Origin of the sequence: uncultured Porphyromonas sp., assembly GCF_938039215.1 — a bacterium.
Classification (GTDB): domain Bacteria; phylum Bacteroidota; class Bacteroidia; order Bacteroidales; family Porphyromonadaceae; genus Porphyromonas.
Genome location: NZ_CALHVI010000059.1, coordinates 1 through 21574 on the forward strand (window position 1 = coordinate 1; position 21574 = coordinate 21574).

Annotated in this window: 15 protein-coding genes and 1 tRNA gene; 6 read left to right on the forward strand and 10 right to left on the reverse strand. The window is 56.7% G+C overall.

The features are described from left to right. Window positions 1-1354: 1354 nt before the first annotated feature. Both Q0336_RS08535 and Q0336_RS08540 read right to left on the reverse strand, forming a co-directional pair. Window positions 1355-4384, reverse strand: coding sequence for a PD-(D/E)XK nuclease family protein (locus tag Q0336_RS08535; RefSeq protein WP_298527830.1), 3030 nt, complete (start codon window positions 4382-4384; stop codon window positions 1355-1357). Between the two features lie 12 nt (window positions 4385-4396). Continuing rightward, window positions 4397-5251: a tetratricopeptide repeat protein gene (locus tag Q0336_RS08540; RefSeq protein WP_298527833.1), complete on the reverse strand. Its 855-nt coding sequence runs from the start codon at window positions 5249-5251 to the stop codon at window positions 4397-4399. Window positions 5252-5715: 464 nt separating this feature from the next. Between Q0336_RS08540 and lpdA the strand changes: the two genes are divergently transcribed. The 6 genes from lpdA (at window position 5716) to Q0336_RS08570 (ending at window position 12290) form a co-directional block, all read left to right on the forward strand. Continuing rightward, window positions 5716-7074 carry a dihydrolipoyl dehydrogenase gene (lpdA, locus tag Q0336_RS08545; RefSeq protein ID WP_298527836.1) on the forward strand — a complete coding sequence of 453 codons (1359 nt, stop codon included), beginning with the start codon at window positions 5716-5718 and terminating at the stop codon, window positions 7072-7074. A gap of 42 nt (window positions 7075-7116) precedes the next feature. After that, window positions 7117-8412 carry a dihydrolipoamide acetyltransferase family protein gene (locus Q0336_RS08550; protein ID WP_298527839.1) on the forward strand — a complete coding sequence of 432 codons (1296 nt, stop codon included), beginning with the start codon at window positions 7117-7119 and terminating at the stop codon, window positions 8410-8412. Between the two features lie 3 nt (window positions 8413-8415). Next, window positions 8416-10461 carry an alpha-ketoacid dehydrogenase subunit alpha/beta gene (locus tag Q0336_RS08555; RefSeq protein WP_298527842.1) on the forward strand — a complete coding sequence of 682 codons (2046 nt, stop codon included), beginning with the start codon at window positions 8416-8418 and terminating at the stop codon, window positions 10459-10461. A gap of 23 nt (window positions 10462-10484) precedes the next feature. Next, a complete protein-coding gene (locus Q0336_RS08560) occupies window positions 10485-10988 on the forward strand; it encodes a flavodoxin (RefSeq protein WP_298527844.1) in 504 nt (167 codons plus the stop codon). Window positions 10989-11336: 348 nt separating this feature from the next. Further along, window positions 11337-12125 carry a hypothetical protein gene (locus tag Q0336_RS08565; protein WP_298527847.1) on the forward strand — a complete coding sequence of 263 codons (789 nt, stop codon included), beginning with the start codon at window positions 11337-11339 and terminating at the stop codon, window positions 12123-12125. Between the two features lie 91 nt (window positions 12126-12216). Then, a tRNA-Met gene (locus tag Q0336_RS08570) sits at window positions 12217-12290 on the forward strand. 123 nt (window positions 12291-12413) lie between these two features. On the opposite strand, the gene folB is transcribed toward Q0336_RS08570, so the two are convergent. The 8 genes from folB to dnaN all read right to left on the reverse strand — a co-directional run bounded on the left by folB (window position 12414) and on the right by dnaN (window position 21348). After that, the gene (gene folB / locus Q0336_RS08575; protein ID WP_298527850.1) at window positions 12414-12788 is read right to left on the reverse strand and encodes a dihydroneopterin aldolase; all 375 of its coding nucleotides are present in this window, start codon (window positions 12786-12788) and stop codon (window positions 12414-12416) included. An 8-nt stretch (window positions 12789-12796) separates the two neighbouring features. Continuing rightward, window positions 12797-13717, reverse strand: a complete 921-nt coding sequence (locus tag Q0336_RS08580) for a cation diffusion facilitator family transporter (protein WP_298527852.1) — start codon at window positions 13715-13717, stop codon at window positions 12797-12799. After that, a complete protein-coding gene (gene hemG, locus Q0336_RS08585; RefSeq protein ID WP_298527855.1) occupies window positions 13707-15122 on the reverse strand; it encodes a protoporphyrinogen oxidase in 1416 nt (471 codons plus the stop codon). The genes Q0336_RS08580 and hemG overlap by 11 nt, the downstream gene beginning before the upstream one ends. A gap of 445 nt (window positions 15123-15567) precedes the next feature. After that, window positions 15568-17244 carry a DNA repair protein RecN gene (recN, locus tag Q0336_RS08590; protein WP_298527858.1) on the reverse strand — a complete coding sequence of 559 codons (1677 nt, stop codon included), beginning with the start codon at window positions 17242-17244 and terminating at the stop codon, window positions 15568-15570. Window positions 17245-17287: 43 nt separating this feature from the next. Beyond that, window positions 17288-18187 (reverse strand): DUF4835 family protein, encoded by a 900-nt coding sequence (locus Q0336_RS08595; RefSeq protein ID WP_298527861.1) that lies wholly within the window; start codon window positions 18185-18187, stop codon window positions 17288-17290. Window positions 18188-18212: 25 nt separating this feature from the next. Further along, the gene (gene coaBC / locus Q0336_RS08600) at window positions 18213-19418 is read right to left on the reverse strand and encodes a bifunctional phosphopantothenoylcysteine decarboxylase/phosphopantothenate--cysteine ligase CoaBC (protein ID WP_298527864.1); all 1206 of its coding nucleotides are present in this window, start codon (window positions 19416-19418) and stop codon (window positions 18213-18215) included. Then, complete coding sequence (locus Q0336_RS08605; protein WP_298527867.1) at window positions 19399-20187, reverse strand: 3'-5' exonuclease; 789 nt, start codon at window positions 20185-20187, stop codon at window positions 19399-19401. The genes coaBC and Q0336_RS08605 overlap by 20 nt, the downstream gene beginning before the upstream one ends. 27 nt (window positions 20188-20214) lie before the next feature. Beyond that, entirely contained in the window at window positions 20215-21348 is a 1134-nt protein-coding gene (gene dnaN / locus Q0336_RS08610) for a DNA polymerase III subunit beta (protein ID WP_298527869.1), read from the reverse strand. Window positions 21349-21574 lie beyond the last annotated feature (226 nt).

Below are 21574 nucleotides of genomic sequence, written 5' to 3' on the forward strand. Positions count from 1 at the left end.
CAATTGTGCCGATGGTACTGCGTAAAAGTGGGAGAGTAGGTAGCCGCCATTTTAGGAGTGAGTGGGTGTGATTGCAATAGCAGTCACACCCGCTCCTTGTTTATAGGGTGAGGGCGGCGGAGCGACTCTCGCCCCATTGTCCTTTATGGCTGTAGCCACTGCCAGCGGGCACACTCATCCCCTGAGGATACAGCAAGGGCAAGAGAAGCAATAGCCTCTCTTGCCCTATTCTTGTTTATACAGATGGTGCTCCCCGTAGGAACACGCACTGCTTGCAATATATTTGAAGGGCAAGGGAGACCATAACTTCTCTTGCCCTTTTGTCGGTTGTGCAGGTGGGGCTAGAGGGAGAGATGAGCACGTTCTGTAGGATCTTTCAAAGGTAGGGAAGGATCTAGCTTCCCTTGCCCTATTGTCGTTTATAGTGGTAGCCATAGCCAGCGGGAGTGCTCATCCCCTGCGACTCATAGCTAGTATGCTGGAAGCTCATCTTCCAGCCTCGTATGCTCGTTTGTCGGCTAAGGGACAGATGCCCTCCCTTTCTTTGTCCTCATTTCTGCCGCTTACCTAGGCTCACATTCTAGCGAGCTAGTGCTAGTACGTAGACTAATGTTTCCTCCAGTTGTCGTCAGCCTTGCGGATGCTTGTTTGAGAGACCTATGGTAGGTCGCTTTTAGAACCTACTGTGGGTCGGTGAGGCGACCTACCGTGGGTCGGTAAGACGACCCACAGTAGGTTTTCTTTGGACCTTCTTTTAGAGCTTATTTTGGGTGCTATGGTAAGGGTTGAATTCTAGGGGTAATGAGTGCCGAAAGAAGGCTGATTCGCAATTCTTCTGGACCTTATTCTTTTGATTTTCATCTGTAGCTTTTGCGTGTGAAATTAAGTTACCCAAGAGGGCCACACGTACTCCGCTGTAGTGCCCAGATATTAGAGCTGCTTTCGCTATTCTTTATTCCTAGTTCTCGTCTAGTCTCTTCTTGGATGAGAGTATTGTTGAGCACTCTAGATTGGAAGGTTAGGAAGCTGTAGAAGCTTTGCTTAAAGATTTGGCTAGAGGAGAGGCTGGGCTTCTTTGCTCCTGAAGGAAAGCTGCTTATAGAACCTCTTCTTTTTGCTTAATAATTTGTGCTTTGAGATATGTCTAATTTGCGTGTGGGAGTCTTTGCTTTAAGATCTGCTGGATGCTTTGGAGCAGGATTGGGGCTTTGTGTACAGAGTCATTGCTGTCATTGAGTATACGAATTCGGGATGCCTAGAGCTTATGCTTTGGACATCCCGATAGGTGTTTCTCCCTCTTGCCTCTATTCGGCTGGGTATTATTTGTTGATCTTTCTACATCAACTCTCGCTCCCTACCTTCCGCAGCTGAGGGCGAAGGGGCAGTATTGGCAGTTATTTTCTTTAGTAGTTTGGATGAAGGGATGGGTAGGGTCGTAGAGCTCATCTAGGACCTGATGGATGAAGAGCTCTCGGAAGGGGGCTTCTGCGTCCTTATAGGAAAGCAACTCTGATGAGGGCTTCCCATCCTTCTTCTCTGAGGGAAGGTGGACTAGAGGATCGTAGCCTTGACCCTTGACCATGAGACCATAGTCCCCTCGTAGCATGTAGATAGCTGGGTAGATCTCATCCTTAGGGACACCACTCTCGGCGAGGAAGGCGCAGTAGATGAGCGTCTGTAGGATCGCCTTGTATTCGGAGTCGAGGAGCAAGTCCCACTTTGTCATGTGTATCTTTTCCTTCCCCGTTTTGTAGTCTACGACACGGTAGCCAAGCTCCATCTTATCCACTCGGTCGATGATCCCTCCGAAGTAGACCCGCTGTCCTGTATTTAGCTCGAAGGAGGCATAGTGCCGCTTCTCGCTCTCTAGGTATTCAAAGGGGGCATAGCCCAGGTCGAGCTCGAGGATCTGACGCACGTACCGCTCGATGCTATGGCAATAGATCAAGGCAAGACCACTGAGCTCCTTCTTACTGCCGAGCTTCAGTTGTGTACGATATTGCTCCTCTACAATGCGCCGGATGAAGTGCTGAGTATGGAGCTTCTCCTTGATCCGTTCGGGGGTAATGAGGGTATGCGTAGCCTTCTCCGAAGCAGGAGTCTGCATCAGTTCACGGTAGATCGCTTCCATCGAGGCATGAAGGATGGAGCCAAACTCATTTGCCTCTAGGAGTAGACTGGGAGATTCATCTTCTCTATATCTGCAGATCTCCTCGTAGTAGAAGCGCAGAGGACAAGCGATGTACTTGCTGATGCTACTTGGGGAGAGAGGTTTGCTCATGGGATTGCCTTCCTCTGGAGGGGTAGTTGTGCGTTGAACGAAGGCTTCCCATAGCTCCCCTTCCTTTGCCTTGGTGATCTCTGGGACGGAGATAAGGTCGCTGGAGAAGCGGAGCGTACGGCGACCTACCGAGCAATGATAGATGTATTCGAGCAGCCCGATGTAGCGACTCTCCTCTCCTTGGGTACTTGTCTCGCCTGCGGGGGCAACGATGAAGATCAGTTGCTTTGCTTGGGCGATGCTCTGGAAGAAAGTGTAGTCTTGCCCGAGATCGTCCGCTCCTCCTACGGGTAGACCGAAGGCTCTGCGGAGGGTGAAGGGGATGAGGGTATCGGTATAGCGACCTGGAGGTAAAGCCCCCTCTTGGGCAGAGAGGTAGATCATCGTGTCGAAGTGCAGGGAGCGAGTCTCTAGGAGTCCCATCACTTGGAGCCCTCGTAGCGGGTCGCCCTCGAAGGGGATCGTCACCATGCTTACCAGTCCCTCGAGTAGATGACTGACGGACTCTAGGCCAAGCTGCTCTTGGTAGCGCTCCTTGAGCCCCAATAGACGCTTGACTAGTCGAAGGTAGTGGTGTATGAACTCGATGTCGAAGGTCGAGAGCTGCATCTCTACGGGTACTTGCTCCGAAGGAGACTTGCTTGCTTCCTCCTCCTTGTCCTCTGCTTGTACAGCCTCTTGGATCAGGAGCTCTAGTAGCGCTTTGATCCGATCTAGTAGTTCGTCGGGCTGGGAGAGCGGATCGAGCAAGAGGCGAAGAAGCGGCGAAGGTTCCTGCTGCTTCCATAGCTCACCTATAGAGACGAAGAACCGCTTCATCGTACGTATGCGCTCCATCACCGAGGGCGCATCGCTAGCGTAGGCAGTGACGAGGCGCTGACTAAGAAGCCCGAGGAGGATGTCTGCAGGGTAGCGGGGATTTTCCTTGTATCGATCCCCGAAGGAGAGGAGATCGATCCAGCGTCGGAGTAGTAGGGCGATCGGTGTTTTGTCTAGGGGATAGCCTAAGGTGATATTGATATCCTTGATCCCTTCGGGGATAGAGCTGACGGTCGGGAGAAGAAGCCCTTCGTCAGGGAGGATGAGTGCTGTCTGCAGTTGGGAGGTCTCCGAAGCTATCCCGAGTTCGGATAGGAGCTGAGGTAAGCCCTTAGCTTGCGCCATGAGGCTGGGGCATTCGATGACCTCGACCTGCTGAGGGAGGTGCTTGCCTTGCTCTCCCTCCGCCCAAGGGCCAGGCTCTTGTCCGAAGCTTGAGCAAAGCTGGCGGAAGTACTCGCTGGCAGGGTGTTCCTTGTCTTGGACGATCGCCACAGCGGCATCCCAGCAGAAGGAAGCTCGCTTAGCTTGGTGCAGCGTGCCGAGGATCTTCCGCTCGGCTGGTGTGAGACCAAAGAGCCCTACGAAGACCAGCTCTTCTCCCTCTTCTAGTTGGTCGAGGATGTCCTCCCGAGCTTCACTTGCACGTCGATAAAGAGCACCCTCATAGGAGACACCTAGCTTCTCAAGTCGCTCTTGCAGTCGCTCATAGAGCGGAGCTAGAATCTCCCAAAAGCTGAGGAAGCGTCGCTTGTGATCGTCGGCCTCTTCTCCCTCGGGGAGAGGGGCGGAGAGGGCAGGTAGATCGCCCCAGAAGCGCTGGAGCATCTGGCGAGCCTCCTCGGAGAGATAACTGAAGTCGTCCGAGAGCTCCTTGAAGTCTCTCAGGTTGGTATAGAGATGTCGTATGGGTACGAGGTAGCGGTCACAGTTGTCGAAGTCCTTGAGGATCAAGCCGCCCCAGTAGAGGAAATTATCGAAGGACTCTGCGGGAGGAAGCCCACGCTCGCTACGTACCTCCTTATAGGCTTCGTAGAGCTCAAACAGGAGCGTTGTCTTGTCCAGCAGATGGGTGCTGGGTGTGAGGCTTAGGATGAAGTCGCTCATCGTTTCCATCTTCGGGGCGAAGATGGGGCGCTCGCTGGCCATCTGTCCGAGGTAATAGCGGAAGAAGGTCAGCGCACGCTTCGAGGGGAAGATGAAGCGCAGCGAACTCAGACGCTCAGGGCCCTGATCAAGGTAGTAGCGGGCTACTTGGGCGAGGAAGGGAGTTGATGCAGACACGGACAGAGGACTTTAGGGTTGGCTACGCTCTAGGGCTTCTGCTCGCCGGAGATCCTCGGCTGCGGACTTGCGATTGCCGAGGCTCTCGTTGAGCTCAGCACGCAGGCGGTAGAGGGTGGCTGGTGCCTTCCCTCCCAATAGCTCGAAGGCTTGGTTGATGTCTCGTTGGGCAAAGCCCTTCATCCCCCGAGCTAGATACATGCGGGCCCGTCCCTCGAGGACTTCGGCGTTCTTCGGGAGCTTGTCTGTGAGGTAGCCATAGAGACGCTCTGCCTCTTGATAGTTCCCACGCATGGTCTCCAGCAAGGCATAGCCGATGCGTGCCTTGAGGGAGCCCTCGTTGTGCTCGATGATGCTCTTCAGGTCACCTTCGGCTAGATCATATTCCTTAGTGAGCATGTAGAGCATGGCTCGCTGGTAGCGGTAGAGCTCGTTCTTGGGTTGGTCGGAGATGAGGAGGGCGAAGTCCGTCAGCGCTGCTTTGTACTCCTTCCGACGAACAAAGAGCTTAGCACGATTGAAGCGTGTCGTCGCCTCGTGTGGATCTTTGCTGAGCGCCGAAGTGAAGGAGAGCAAGGCTGCATCTTCCTTCCCTTGTAGGAGCTGAAGTCCCCCGAGGTTATTGAGGAGCATGGGTAGGAGAGCGGAGGGGGGATTGAGGCGAAGAGCCTCCGATAGGAAGGCTTCGGCACGAGCGTAGTCCCCTCGGTTGCCTGCTGTGAAGCACGAGTCGATGAGGCTCATGTAGCGTGTGCTGTCGCTAGCAAAGAGCCCCTGTGCCTTCCCCTGAAGGACAGAGATGAGGATCACGCCGAGAAAAATGGGGAGTCGAATACCCCCCAGATATAGCTTCTTGAGTACGATCATTGTGGTGCTGTGCTTCGGGAAGTGTCGAAAGCTCCCCATCTTCTCTCAAAGGTACGAAATCTCCCCAGCATCTACGGCGAATACCCCCTTCCGCTCCTTCCCCTCCCGCTCCCAAGGGAATGGTGCTCTTCCCACCTCGCTCCCAGCCCCGAGCGATCATCATCGCCTCCTCGGAGGCACTACTGCTCCCTCCCTCGAGGTAGCAGTAGCGCCACAGAGGAGGTAGCAGTAGCGCCTCTTGGGGGTAGACAAAGGGTGGGGAAGAGGAGGAGCAAGGGGAAGGCATCGGGGGCGTCAGAGGGGAGGGAAGAGGGGCGACGGGGGAAGAGCTATCCATTTAGCCTTCAGGAGCAAAGTTGGTATCTGCTTAGACGGCTTGGCATTTTTAAGGGAGATGCTTAGGAGGTACCCAAGAAAAGGATTACCTTTGGTTAACGTATATATACACAATTTGGAGAAATAGAATGAAGAACTTCGATATAGCGATCATTGGAGGGGGACCTGCAGGATACAATGCTGCTGCTAATGCTTCCTCCAATGGCCTTCAGGTAGTGCTCTTCGAGCATACCGCCCTCGGAGGGGTCTGTCTCAATGAGGGTTGCATCCCCACGAAGACCTTGCTCCACTCTGCCAATCTCCTTGATGAGATCCGAGAGGCAAAAGCCTTCGGCATCGAGGTCGAAGGGGCTATCACTCCCCACTATGCAGCTATCGCAGCTCGCAAGGACAAGGTGGTTCAGACCCTTACCACTGGCGTCGCCTATAAGCTCAAAGGCGCAGGCGTCACTGTCATTCAAGAGACGGCACGCCTCAGTGGCGAAGAGGGGGATCGCATCCTCGTGACAGCGGGCCAGGAGACCTACAGTGTGAGCTTCGTCCTGCTGGCTACCGGTAGCTCGACCATCATCCCACCCATCCCAGGGCTGGACAAGGTCAACTATTGGACGAGCCGAGAAGCCTTGGCTGCGAAGACCCTGCCCGAGGAGGTCACCATCATCGGTGGCGGTGTCATCGGGATAGAATTTGCTGGTATCTACTCTTCGCTGGGAGTACCGGTGCGAGTCATCGAGATGGCTCCGGAGATCCTCGGTGCTATGGATAGAGAGACCTCGGCGATGCTACGTAAGGAGTACGGGCGTCGTGGGGTGAAGTTCTACCTAGAGACCAAGGTCACCGCCGTCTCGGAGGAAGGTATGACGATCGAGACAAAGGACGGCAAGAGTGAGCTCCTTCCCACGGGGCAGATCCTCCTGAGCGTAGGGCGTCGCCCAGAGACCGAAGCCTTAGGCCTCGAGACCCTCTCCATCGCTACGAACCGCTCGGCAGTCATCGTGAATGCATATATGCAGACGTCGCACCCCCGAGTCTACGCCGCTGGAGACATCACAGGCTTCTCCCTGCTGGCGCATACGGCGATCCGTGAGGGCGAGGTGGCGATCAACCATATCGTCGGTGGGGAAGATGACCCGATGCGCTATGACGCTATCCCTAGTGTCGTCTATACCCATCCCGAGATCGCTGGGGTCGGGGCAACGGAAGAGCAACTTCGGAGCGAAGGGCGCTACTACCGTACCCTCGAGCTCCCTATGGCCTATGCGGGACGCTATGTCGTCGAGCAGGAGCAGGCCGGGGGCCTCTGTAAGATCCTCGTCGATGAGAACGATACCCTCCTAGGGTGTCATATCCTTGGGGACCCTGCTTCGGAGCTGATCCTTCTCGCAGGTATGGCGATCACGGATGGCTTGAGCGTCGAGGAGTTCCGCCGTCACGTTTTCCCTCACCCCACCGTAGGGGAGATCCTTCATGAGGTGCTCTTCTCCTAATTCCCACACTACTAGTTCAGATACATTATACCCAAGATAATCATGGCGACATTCGATATTAAGATGCCTAAGATGGGCGAGAGCGTCACCGAGTGTACGATCACCGTCCTCATGGTCCAGCAAGGAGACTATATCGAGGAGGATACAGACCTCTTCGAGATCACTTCGGCTAAGACCGCCGCTACGATCCCTTCGCCGGTGGCAGGACGGATCGTGAAGATCAACTACGCCGAGGGCGACACCGTAGCCGTCGGCCTGCCGGTCATCGTCGTAGACACCGAGGGCGAGGCTACAGCCCCTTCTGTAGAAGAGCCTAAGCAGGCGGAGTCTAACGGGATAGAGCAGGTAGCTAGCCCTTCTCCCTCGGCTCCTGTGGAAGTACACCGAGGATCTGTAGAGCGCTGGTATTCACCTGTAGTCCTCGAGCGAGCAAAGGCAGCGAAGATAAGTCAGGAAGAGCTGGATAGTCTTCAGGGAACGGGCTTTGGTGGTCGTGTCAGTAAGACCGATATCGTACGCTACATCGAGCAGAAGAAGGGTGCTCCCGCCCCTGCTCCAAGAGCCGAACGCAGTGCTGTCCCTTCGCCCGCCACCCAGCGTCCACAGGTAGCGGCACCAGCCGTGCCCATAGGCCCCGAGGATCGAGTCATCCCCATGGACCCCATCCGTCGTATCATCGCTGACCGTATGGTGCAGTCCGTGCAGGTGGCTCCCCATGTGACGAGCTTCCTCAAGGTAGACATCACCGATCTTGTCCACTGGAGAGAGGCGGAGAAGGATGCCTTCAAAAAGAGGGAAGGCTACGCCCTGACCTACATGACACCCGTCGTCGAAGCTGTAGCCCGAGCACTGAAGGAATTCCCTCGGATCAATGCTTCTGTCGATGGCTACAACATCATTGAGCGCAAGCACGTCCACGTGGGTATGGCGGTAGCCCTGCCCGATGGTAACCTCGTCGTGCCAGTGATCCGTGACGCCGACAAGCTCAGTCGTAGCGGTATCGCCGAGCAGGTAGCTCTCCTGGCCGAGAAGAGCCGGAAGGGACGCTTGACCCCCGATGAGATGAGTGGGGGGACCTTCACTATCTCCAATTATGGCTCCTCAGGGACACTCTTTGGGACGCCTATCATCAACCAGCCTGAATCTGCTATCCTTGGCATAGGAGCGATAGAGAAGGAACCGACCATCCTCGAGACTGAAGCTGGGGATGTCATCGCCGTACGCCACAAGACGTACCTATCCTTCTCCTACGACCATCGTATCATCGATGGCATGCTGGGCGGTGCCTTCCTTCAGGCCGTAGCCCACTATCTCTCAAACTGGAAGCAAACGAACTAATCTATGACCTCAGTACAGAAGAAATACGGGATCAAGACCACGGACAAGGAGACCCTTCGTCGCTGGTACTATCTCCTTTACCTAGGGCGCTGCCTGGACGAAAAGGCCCCTAGTTACCTGCTCCAGTCCATCGGCTGGCAGTTCCACGCCTCCAATGCCGGGCATGACGGCATCCAGCTCGCCATCGGGCAGATCTTCCAGAGAGGGAAGGACCACCTCTTCCTCTATTACCGAGATCTGCTAGCTGCACTCTCCGCTGGGATGACCGTGGAGGAGATGATCCTCAATGGGATCTCCAAGGCTACGGACCCTACTAGTGGCGGGCGTCACATGTCTGATCACTATGCCAAGGTAGACTGGGGGATCCATAATATCTCCTCCTGTGTGGCGGCTCATGATGCACAGGCCGTCGGGCTGGCACGTGCGCTGGACTACTATGGCGTCGATGGGGTGGCTATCGCTTCGCACGGCGAATCTTCTGCCTCCGAAGGCTATGTCTTCGAGGCGATCAATGGGGCAGCTCGTGAGCGCCTGCCAGTGATCTTCGTCCTGCAGAGCAACGGCTACGGCATCTCCGTACCTACGCATGAGCAGACGGCTAATCCACGTGTCGGGCAGAACTACTCGGGTATACGCCATCTTAAGACGCTCTTCTGTGATGGGAAGGATGTCTTTGACTCGATGAACACCATGGAGGCAGCACGTGAGTACGCCGTGAAGCACCGGACGCCTGTGGTCGTCACTGCCGAATGTGTCCGTATCGGTGCACACTCCAATTCGGACAAGCACACCCTCTACCGTACCGAGGAGGAGTTGGAGCGTGCTCAGGCTGCTGACCCACTGCCTAAGTTCCGCCGTATGCTCCTTCGCTACCAGCGCTTCACGGAGGAGGAGCTCCAAGCTATCGAAGCGGAGGCACGTGAGGAACTGAAGATCGCTAACCGCAATGCCCTGAAGGCGCCCGATCCCACCGCTGATACGGTGCTGGACTACGTCATCGGGGAGGCTTATCCAGGGGATAAGTACGGCACGGGTATCCCCGATGGTACGGGCGAAGAACTCACGCTGGTACAGGCTCTGAATAAGACGCTGAAGCAGGAGTTCCGCCATAATCCCGACACCTTCCTCTGGGGGCAGGATGTCGCTAATAGGGATAAGGGCGGTGTCTTCAATGTCACCAAGGGCATGCTCCAGGAGTTTGGGAATAAGCGTATCTTCAACGCCCCTATCGCCGAAGACTACATCGTGGGGACGGCCAACGGCATGAGCCGGTTCAACGACAAGATCCGCATCGTCATCGAAGGGGCGGAGTTCGCTGATTACTTCTGGCCTGCGATGGAGCAGTTCGTCAATTCGACCCACGACTTCTGGCGTAGCAACGGGCAGTTCTCTCCTAATATCACCATCCGTCTCTCCTCGGGGGGCTATATACAGGGTGGGCTCTATCACTCACAGAATATCGAGGCGGTACTGACCACCTTCCCCGGGGCACGTGTCGTGTACCCTTGCTTTGCCGACGACGCCGCGGGGCTCCTTCGCACAGCGATGCGCTCCCGTGGGCTTACGGTCTTCATGGAGCCTAAGGCGCAGTACAATAGTGCCGAGTCAGCTTCGGTGATCCCTGAGGACTTCGAGGTACCCTTCGGGAAGGCTCGTATCCGTCGTGAAGGCTCGGACATCACGCTCATCACCTATGGCAATACCCTGCACCTCTCGCTCAACGTCGCTGAGCGTATCCAGCAGGAGCTGGGCAAGAGTATCGAGGTCATCGACCTACGCTCTCTGGTGCCTTGGGACGAAGAGACGGTCTACGCCTCTATCGCTAAGACCTCCAAGGCGCTCATCGTCCACGAAGACCGAGTCTTCGGTGGCTTCGGGGCGGAACTAGCGGCATCGATCGCTAAGAAGGCCTTCCGAGATCTCGATGCTCCCATCTTCCGTGTCGGTTCGCTCTCCACGCCTGTGGGCTTCCACAAGTGCTTTGAGCTAGCGACCCTGCCTAGCGAAGAGAAGATCTACGCTGCCGCCAAGGAGCTCATCGAATACTAACCCTCCAATCACACCGACCATATATGAAGACTATAGGACTGCTCTACAGTAAGAGCACGGCCTTCACCGCCGAAGTGGGCGCTCGTATCGCTGAGGCTTGGGGTGAAGGGATCGAGTATGTCGATATCGACACGGCCCGCCTAGAGGATGTGGAGAAGCATAGCGCCCTCATTCTCGGTACGCCTACCTACTTCAATGGCGAATTGCCCTCAGCGTGGAGCGAATTCCTACCCGAAGTGGAGGATGCGGACTTCACTGGTAAGAAGGTAGCCATCTACGGTCCTGGAGATCAAGTTGGCTCACCCGTGAGCTTCGCTGACGGCGTAGGGATCTTGGCCGAATTCTTCGAAGCGCTGGGCGCAGAGATCGTAGGGCATACCTCCGAGGAGGGCTATAGCTACGAGCAGTCACTCGCCGCTCGTGAGGGCTTCTTCCTCGGGCTCATCCTTGATCCGACCAATCAGCCCGAGCTGACCGACCGACGCCTATCTGCTTGGGTCAAGGAGCTGAAGAGTGAGTTGGTTTAGCCCCCTCGGTTTTCACTCCTTTTACCCCAGGTGAAGGAAGGGGCTCTTTTGCCCCCCTTTCTACCCTTAGAACTAGCCCGCTGACGAAGGACTAAGGACAGACCCCAAAAGAAACCTACGGTAGGTCGCCTCGACGACCCACGGTAGGTCGGTCAGGCGACCCACAGTAGGTTTCTTCGACGACCTACCGTGGGTCGTTTTTTACCCCCTTCAGAAGCCCTCAAAATCAGGGCTAATCGACGGGGCGGCGAGTGCCCTCATTCCCTTCCCCAAAGAGTAATGAGTAATGCCTCTTTTCACTAAATTTGCTTCACAGATATTACTGCCTAATTATATACGAAAGCATATATGAAAAAGCTACTTTTCTCCCTCGCCTTCGGAGCGATGACCCTCCCGCTCGTGGCGCAAACACCACGCTTCGAGCCTTCGTCGGAGAATTCGCTCCTCGACGGCAAGACCATCGTGAAGACCAACCTCTTTGCTGATGTCTTCGGCTACTACAACCTCAAGGTCGAGCGTATCTTCGCCCCCGGTATCAGTGCACAGTTAGGTGCCTACTTCTTCTCTGGAGATACGTACCAGCCCATCAAAGGATACTTCGACTACTCCTCGGGGCGGATCAATGACCGAAATACTGTAGAGCCCCAGTCCTTCCTCCTGACTCCACAGGTGCGCTGGTACCTCAACGAAGGGCAGGGGCATGGCTTCTATGTCATGGGCTTCTACCGCTTCCAGACCCTGAGCTTCGATGGTACTTCAGACTTCTTCACCGATCGGAATACACGGAGTCGCCACATCTTCGACTACGATGCTCGCCTGACCTTCCACGGCGGTGGTGTCGGTATCGGAGCTCAGTGGCTCTTCGGCCGAAATAAGAATGTCGTCCTCGACTGGTACATCCTCGGTGGGGGTCGTGGTACACTGACCCCTACCTACAAGGGTACTTATCGCCCTGCAGTAGGCGATACGCCAGCTCCGGAAGACCAAGTTCGCCAGGGACTTATCGATATGCTCCCAGGTGTCTCCTCCGACATACGGCTGGACATCGATCCAGCTACCCGCAGGGTCAAGGCTACGGGGATGAAGTTTCGCTCTGAGATCGTAGAGCTGGGCCTTTCGTTAGGCTTCCGTTTCTAGGGCGAAGAAGTATTGCTCTCCAGCAGGGCTTGCCTTCTTGCATATATAAAAGCTTTATACTACCTTTGCAGTGCTTTTGAGAGCACAAGGCGGCGAGATAGCTCAGCTGGTTAGAGCGTCGGATTCATAATCCGAAGGTCGGGGGTTCAAGTCCCCCTCTCGCTACGAAAGATAAAGGCTACGTACTAAGAGGTACGTAGCCTTTTTTATTTACCCCCTCATGGTGGGGCGGATGAAGGATGGGGAGTGAAGGGGGCGTCTCCTTCGTGCTCGCTCGGAGCGAAGGAACTAACCTTCCCGAGAAGCTTCAAGGGTGAAGGAAGCCGAGCGTACCTCACCTGGGAAGGGGGGATTGCGCTTAGCTAAAGTGAGGGATAGCCTAGAGAGACGAGGAAACTCCTCGAAGAGCCTCCTACTGATGCGCCCGACGACATGCTCCAGGAGCTGTGAGGGGATAGCCATCTCTGCCTTCACGACTTCGTAGACCTCGGCATAGCTGATGGTCTCTGCGAGGTCATCGTGCTCAAGGCTCTTAGCTACCTCAGCCCAGAGGGTGAGCTGTAGGACGAAGTCATTGCCTACACGCCGCTCCTGAGGGAAGACTCCATGATAAGCATAGAAGTGCATATCCTCAAGACTTATTTTCATTGCTTCGATCTTCATCGTAGGATCTATTGGTGGGGGAGCTCAGCGGGCTCCACGTGGATAGCTATATGGGTCTCTGCTCCGTAGTGCGTGCGAAGCTCCTGCTCGATGACGAGGGTGATGTTGTGCCCCTCGATGACGCTCATCTGACCATCTACGAGGAGGTCTATCTCAATGGCATAGCCTTGCCCTAGGCTGCGGGTTCGCAGTTGGCGTATACCTTGGACTTGGGGAGTAGCGAGGATGATGTGCTCGATCTCCTGCTCGATCTCTGGGGAGAGCCGCTCTTCGGTCAGTTCGTTGAAGGCAGGGCGAAGGACGCTCCACCCCATGCGAAGGATGAAGAAGCTCACTAGAGCTGCCGCCAGAGGCTCAAGGAAGAGCCAACCTTCGCCTAGGTAGATCGCTCCGGCGATCCCCAGGAGGACGGCGATGAGTGCCAGCGTGTCGCCCCGATGGTCGAGCGCTTTGGCTCTCAGGGCAGAGCTCTTGAGTAGGCGAGCCCAGTGTATCGTGTAGCGATAGAGGACGGCCTTCAGCAGGAGCGAAACGATAGCGATGATGAGCGTGAATCGGCTAGGCTGTGGGCGGGTGATATGCCCCGAGAGGAGCCCAATGACTGTGCACGAACTTCGATAGAGGAGCACCGCTCCCACCCCCATCATCACACTAGCCATGACGACTGAAGCAAGCGTCTCATACTTCCCATGACCATAGTGATGATCTTCGTCTCGGGGCTTACCCGAGATGCGGATAAAGATCAAGGCGATCAAGTCGGTAGCAAAGTCCGAGACGGAGTTGATCGCCTCGGCGATCATGGCGCTACTATGCCCAAAGATCCCGACGAAGAGCTTCAGGATCACGAGCAAGGCATTGGTCACACTGCCTAGGATCGTGATGCGGAAGATCTTCTTTGTCCGCTCCGAATAGATCCTTTTAGGCTCCATGTTCCTGCTGTGCGATGAGCTGGGCTAGTGCTTCCCCCTGCTTGATACGGTCGGGGATACCGATGCCGTCGCGTAGCCCCCCTGCTAGGTGAAGTCCTGGGTAGCGAGCTTCGAGCGAGTCGATCCGTTCGTAGCGTGCTCCCGTGGAGGCCTCGTACTGAGGTATGGCTAGCTGATGGCGGAAGATCTGGAAGAGATCGGGCGGAGTATGGATGCCGAGGAGGCGCTCCATACGCTCAGTGACGAGGCTACGGATCTCCTCGTCGGAGCGGTCGATGAGCTGAGGGGAGCGCATACCTCCGAGGAAGATCGAGAGCAAAGTCCCCCCTCGAGGTGCTCGGTCGGGGAAGCAGGCCGACGGGTGAAGGATACCTAGGAGTTCGTCGTCCTCTCGTGAAGGGACGAGCCCACCAAAGGCAAAGAAGTGCGGGAGGCTGACCGAATGCATCCCCCACGCTACTTGCACGATGGGGGCATAGCGAAGGGAGGTGATGGGAGCGAGGTCTTCGGCGCTGAGGAAGGGGAGCAGGGCGGGAAGACTCGGCGCAGGTATCGTGGTGATGACGTGGCGAGCGGTAAGTTCTCTCGGCTGATCTCCTTCAGTGAAACGTACCGTCCATGAGCCGTCTTGCTCGGGGTGAAGCTCCGCCCCCGTAGCGGAGAGGCTGAAGTGCTCTCTCCCGATGGCTTCGGTGAGCGCTTCGGTGAGGGTCGTCAGTCCGTCGTGGCTGGAGAAGATCTCTCGGGTGACGGAGCGGGCTTCGGCATCCTTCGGAGTGCGAGCCTTCGCCAGAGCCCCACGGATGAAGCTCCCGTGCTCCTGCTCCAGAGCGTAGAGCTTGGGTAGGGCATAGCGAGTGACGAGGCGGTTTGGATCGCCTGCATAGATCCCGCTGATGAAGGGATCGACAGCATAGTCGAGGAAGCTCTTGCCGAGACGACGTACGACGAGCTCTGCGATGGATTCGTCGGGCTGGGTACCCTTCTTTCGGAAGGGCTCGCCGAGGATGCGGAGCTTATCCCAGAGGGTGAAGAGCGGTGTCCTTAGCCCCGAGAGGGGCGAAGAGGGGAGGGGATGGAAGGTCTGACGCTGACCCTTACCTCCGAGGCTCTTGAGGATGAGTCTTCGCTCTGCTTCGTGCGAGGCCGTATAGAGTAGTCCAGGGAAGGCTTCGGAGAGGCGAGCCACAGCAGGATGGCTGAGTATGCCCGTCGTCGGGCCGGCCTCAAAGGTGAAGCCTCCTTCGTGGTAGGTGTGGATGACTCCTCCCGTTCGGTCTGCCTTATCGATGAGGTGCAGACTGAGCCCTGCCTGCCGTAGGTGGTAGGCTGTGGTAAGCCCTGTGAGTCCTGCCCCGATGATGAGGACATCCAGCTGAGGAGAGGTAGTAGAATTTGTTTGCATGCGTCCGTATGCTCCTTTGCGTGAGCATACACAAAGATAAGGAATAACACCCCTAGGCCTGACACCCCACTCCTACCCGCATAGAGAGCGGAGAAGGAGAGCCCCCAAATAAAACCTACGGTAGGTCGCCGAAAAAACCTACTGTAGGTCGTCGAGGCGACCCACTGTGGGTCGGTACGCCGACCTACAGTAGGTCGTTTTTTCACCCCTCCCTGCCTCTTCTCTACTTCGGGTGCAAGGAGGTAGTTTCTACTAGATGCAAACGACGATGCTCCCGCCCCCTGAAGGCTATTCCTTCAGAAGGCGGGAGCATAATTATTTGTGCTTAAGAAGTCGGACGTGTCGAGCTTCGTCCTTTCCTCCCTTGCATCGAGGCGGGATCGTCCTTTCTCTGGGGTACGAAAGAGCTTCGCTCTAGAGATGGGAACGGGTGAATAAGGAGGCTTTAGCGGTTGAGCCCCCCAGCGCTCTCTAGAAGGGCTTGGGCGGCAGCACGTGTGACTTCGGTGAGCTTGCTCCCACTCTGCATCCGAGCGATCTCGTCGATACGCTCCTCGGTCGTGAGGTGGCGGATGTGGCTACGGGTGCTCTCTTCGCCGTGCTCCTTATAGATATAGAAGTGGTCGGCTCCTGCAGCAGCGATCTGGGGAAGGTGGGTGACAGCTAGCACCTGCATGCTCTGACCCATACGGCGAAGGATCGTGGCAATGCGCTCGGCCGTCTCGCCCGAGACCCCCGTGTCGATCTCATCGAAGATGATGGTCGGCAGACTCCTTCTATCTGCGATGAGCGCCTTGAGCGCCAGCATCAGACGGGATATTTCCCCACCCGAAGCGATGTCAGCGACGGGCTCGGGGGCAATCTCCTTATTTGCCGAGAAGAGGAAGGTGACGTGGTCAAGGCCCATGAGGCTGGGGCTCGCTAGGGCATCGATCTGAATGAGGAAGCGTACATGAGGCATCCCCAGCTCCTGCAGGGCTCGGACAAGGGCGGTCTCGATGGCTTGAGCCGCCTCGCTACGCACCTTGCTCAGGGCTTCTCCGAGACGGAGGACTTCCGCCTCTGCATGCTCGACCTCCTCGGCCAGACGAGCTAGATCTTCGTCTGAAGAATTGATCTTCTCGAGGCGCTCGGCGAGCTCTCCCTTGAGAGCGATGAGCTGGGAGCAACTCTCGAGTCCGTGCTTGTGGAGCAGGCCTCTCAGTTGGTCTAGACGGGCTTCGACACGGGCGAGGCGCTTGGGGCTGAAGGTTACTTCCTCCGCTTCGCTCGAGAGCGTCGAGGCAAGGTCTTGGAGCTCGATACGGACACTAGATAGCCGTTCGCCCCACTCTTCAGCAGAGCTGTGATAGCGACGGATGCTCTCCACCGAGCGCAGGGCAAGGTGTACAGCTTGTAGCGCTCCCCGCTCGTCATCTTCGAGAGCAGAGACGGCACCACCAAGCTCCTCTCGGATCTCTTGGGCATGGGAGAGCTGGCGCTCTTCTTCCTCGAGGGCTTCTAGTTCGCCCTCCTCGATCTCTGCCTCTTCGAGCTGGTCGAATTGGAATTGTAAGTAGTCCTGCTCCTTGCTCAGGGCTAGGACCGTAGCCTTTGCCTCTTCGTAGGCTCGCTGTCCCGCTCGTAGACGGCGGTAGGCCTCTTGGTACTCGTGGAGCTGGGGGAGCGAAGCGCTGTAGAGATCGAGCACAGAGAGCTGGAAGCCCGCATCCCCGAGGAGGAGATTCTTGTGCTGCGAATGGATGTCGATGAGGTATTCGCTCAGTCGCTTCAGTAGCTGGAGCGAGGCGGGGGTGTCGTTGATGAAGGCACGGCTCTTCCCCTTAGAGGTAATCTCTCGGCGCACGATACATTCCTCCTCATCGCTGTCGATGTCTTCCTCCTCCAGCATGATCCCCACGGCTGCATCCAGATGGGTGAAGCGTGCTTCGATGATGCAGCGGTCTGCCCCAGGACGAAGGGTAGAGCTGTCGGCTCGCTGTCCCATCAGTAGGCCGATAGCCCCAAGGATGATGCTCTTCCCTGCCCCCGTCTCCCCGGTGATGACGGAGAAATGAGGCTGGAAGTCAATGGTCAGTTCGTCGATGAGTACGAAGTTCCGAATACTGAGACTCTGAAGCATGATGCTAAGTGATGGAGGGATGATAAGAGGGAATGCCTACGACCTAGCGTAGTGGTTGTAGGCGTGTGCTGGCCGTGGGGAAAAGGCTCTGAAGAAGCTCGAAGACCTGCTGCCTCGTCTGCTGAGGAGCTGTGGTGAAGAGCTCCACGATCTCGGGGAGCTTCGCACTCTCCAGCTCGGAGAGGGAGGGCGACTGGAAGTGATCTTTGTGGAAGGCATGTAGCTCGTGGAGGACTTCGAGGATGACCTTCCTCGCTTCCTCGGGTGCGTCAGCCATTCGATCAAGACCAAGGCGATGGTAGCGATGCCAGCACTGGCGGTAGACCTCCTCTTCGCTGGAGAGGAAGCGACCCGCCCGTCGGTAGCGACTGAGACCTCGCTCCGAGCTATCCCAGCCCTTCCAGTCGGGACGACTAGCTGCCGAGGCAACGAGGGCACTCAGACGGGGCTGGATGAGGCTTCCCCCCAGAGGAGAGAAGCTGTCTAGATCGGTGGCGATGAGGTAGAGAGCATAGTAGGCGACCAGAGCAACGAGGCTATGCCCCAGCTCCGTCTCGCTGTAGGTGAGCTGGTCACCAGCAAGGTAGCTGAAGCTGACTCCCCGCTCTCTCAGGAGCAGGGTCGTCGTCCTATAGCTGGAGTGGTAGACAGGGCGGCGGGCGGAGACGACCACCTCTGCCGTGTAGTCGCCTTCTCCCCGATGCTCTAGGAGGATGAGCGTGAAGGTCGCTTCGATACGTTCCTCATCCTGATAGTGGAGCTCTGTCCAGCGAGTTCGATTGAAGAGATCGGATAGCTGTCTCTGGAGGGTCTCGTAGCGGGTGCGATCGGATTCCCCAAGGGCTTCGGCTCGTACCTCCACAGCCACTCGGAGCTCCTCGGCATGGGAGCGCCCACGACCGCAGAGCAGGAGACTGAGGAGCAAGAAGAGACGAAGGCGCATCCGATCACAAGACTACGGAGTCCGACTAACCCAGACGCTTGATGATGAAGCTAGCGATGTCGCGCGCTACAGCATCCTTGCTCTTCAGTTCGTAGGCTTCGATGGAGCCTTCTTGGTCGAAGATGGTGACCTTGTTCGTCTCGTGCCCAAAGCCTGCCCCTGAGTCTTGCAGACTGTTGAGGACAATGGCATCGAAGCCCTTAGCCTGCATCTTGCGCTTAGCTTCGTCGACACCTGCATTACTCTCTAGGGCAAAGCCTACGAAGAACTGGTCAGGGCGCTTCCTTGCTCCCAGCGTAGCCGCAATGTCGGGATTGCGTACCAGCTCGAGGTCAAGCTCGGTCTCGTGCTCCCGCTTGATCTTCTCGGTATGTCTGATACGAGGGCGGTAGTCGGCTACTGCAGCTGCGAAGATGGCTATATCTGCTGAGTCGATGACTGCTTCGGTAGCTCGGAGCATCTCTTCTGCGCTCGTCACCCGCTCTATGTGCACTGCTTCGGAGGGCTTCAGTGCCGAAGGTCCCAGGATAAGGTCTACGTGCGCTCCACGACGAGCCAGCTCATTGGCCAGCGCAATACCCATCCGTCCTGTCGAATGATTGCCGATGAAGCGAACGGGGTCGATCGCCTCATGGGTAGGCCCTGCGGTGAGCACAACACGCTTACCCTCATAGTCGAGGGTAGAGGAGAAGAACTCTTCAAGCGCAGCGACGATCCCTTCGGGCTCCTCCATGCGTCCCTTGCCTACGAGGTGGCTAGCCAGCTCACCCGACTGAGGCTCGATGATGAAGTTACCTCTCTGGGCAAGGAGATCCAGATTGTCCGTCGTCGAAGGATGAGCGAACATATCCAGATCCATCGCTGGAGCAACGAAGACAGGTGCCTTCATTGAGAGGTAGGTCGTCAGGAGCATGTTGTCGGCGATCCCATGTGCCATCTTCCCGATCGTCGAGGCGGTAGCGGGGGCGATGACCATAGCATCCGCCCAGAGACCTATATCGACGTGGCTATTCCATGTACCGTCCAGCCCGCTGAAGAACTCACTGACCACGGGGCGGGAGGATAGGGCAGAGAGCGTGATCGGAGTGATGAACTCCTTGCCCGCAGGGGTGATGACGATCTGCACCTCTGCACCCTGACGGACGAGTAGACGTGTCAGGACGGCTGCCTTGTAGGCTGCGATACTCCCCGATATGCCGAGGACGATGTGCTTATCTCTGAGTACTCCCATTGCTTTGGCGTGCCTGTTGGTAGAGTCGGGAGAACCATCGCTTGGTCTCCAGAGGGAACTGAGCCCCCATCACCCAGCTGTAGTAGCCTGAGTCCCGACGGAAGACCTCGGTGACGGGTACTCCCTTGTACTTCCCGAAGTTGATGACGATCTCATCTTGGTCGTTGAAAGCAAGACTACCAGCGAAGTCCACTCGTCGGCCGTAGCTAGAGAATTCCGCTAGTGCTGCTACATCGTTGGTGAGCTCCTCGGGGTAATGATCCAGCTGTGCCTCCAACACCTCGAAGGTAGCCCGTGTATCGGCTTCGGCCGAATGGGCATTCTCAAGGGTCTTGGAGCAGTAGAACTTATAGGCGGCCTCCAGTGTACGACGCTCCATCTTGTGGTAGATGGTCTGCACGTCGATGAAGTGCCGATCATCGAAGTCTACGGGGATGCCCGAGCGGAGGAATTCCTCGACGAGCATGGGCACGTCGAAGCGGTTGGAGTTGAAGCCTGCGATGTCACAGCCTTCGATCCAGCTGTAGAGGCTACGAGCTACCTGAGCGAAGGTCGGGCAGTCCGCTACATCGGCATCGGTGATGCCGTGTACGGCAGTGGCTTCCTTGGGGATGGGCATCTCGGGGTTGATGCGCCGAGTCTTGGTCTCTTGTTCGCCGTCGGGATGTACCTTGAGGATAGAGATCTCGACGATACGGTCACGAGTGATCTGTACGCCCGTCGTCTCTAGGTCAAAGACGACGATCGGGCGCTGTAGATGGAGCTTCATGTTCTGTCCGTGATAGGGGGCTCTAGGCTATTCGCCGAGGAGCTTCATAGGGATGATCAGCGTGCAGATATCGATCCCTTCGTCGGTCGTCAGAGGGGTGATGATGCCCGCACGGGTCTGATCGGCTAGGCTGATCTGGATCTGTTCGCTCGAGAGGCTCTGTAGGATGCGCTGGAGGTAATTGAAGTCAAAGCCGATGCGCACACGTGTGCCAGGCTCCTGACCCGAGCAAGGGATGGTCTCTTCGGCTGCGATCGAGAGGTCGAGGTCTTGGCTCGAGATGCGGATAGCACCGTCGGCGAAGTCGAAGATGACGAGGTTGCTCGCACGGTTGGAGAAGATGGCAGCACGCTTGGAGGCGAAGAAGAGCTGATCCTTGTCCACAGTGATGTTGTGGGGCGAAGAGGGAGGGATGACCGAATTGTAGTTCGGGAACTTCCCATCCAGTAGGCGAGCCGTCAGCGCACCTCCCTTCATCGTGAAGGTCACGTTCTTCGTGTCGAAGCTGATCTGTACGGGGTCGGTCTCCTTAGCCAGAAGACCACGCGTTAGGAGCAGAGCGATACGAGCGGGTAGGCAGAAGGCAGCCGCCGCTTCGCTCTTGATGTTGGTGTCGGTATGGCGAGCTAGGATGCGGCCATCGGAGGCGACGCAGACGAGCTTGTCCTCGAAGAAGTCGAGGTAGACCCCAGTCATCACGGGGCGACGATCGTCGTCGCTAGCTGCGAAGACCGTACGCTCCAGCCCCTTCAGCAGAGCTTGAGCAGGGACTTCGAGTGTGCGTGCTTCTTCGAGCACAGTGCCTTCAGGATAGATATCGGCAGCGGTGGTGAGGAAGCTGTAGTGCCCGTTGCTGTAGGTGACGGTAGCCTTCCCTCCATCGACTTCGATCTCGATGGGCTGGTCGGGGAGTTCCTTGAGGGAGTCAAGGACGATACCAGCACGTACGGCGAAAGCTCCGTCTTCGCCCTGATTATTGACAGCGATGGAGCAAGTCAAGCGGTTGCTGAGGTCCGAAGCCGTGAGGGTGAGGATGTGCCCCTGCAGCTCGAAAAGGATGTTCTCGAGTACGGGTACAGCCGCCACGCTCTTGCTGGAGATAACCTTCGCGACAGCCTGCAGTTGCTGGAGAAGGTCGTTGCTGGTGACAGTAAATTTCATAGCGCTATGAGATTCGATGATTCATTGACTTATTAAGTGTACAAATATAACTCTTTTAGAGGGGAGTTCAGAGCCTCTGATGAATACCTCCCCAGCGGGAAGGGAGGACTCGCTGGATCAGGCTGTCAGATCGAAAAGGGAGGGGCGATCTGCTCCCTACTTTGGGGTGGGAAAAAAGAACCCTATGGTAGGTCGCTCTTAGGACCTACTGTGGGTCGGTCGACCG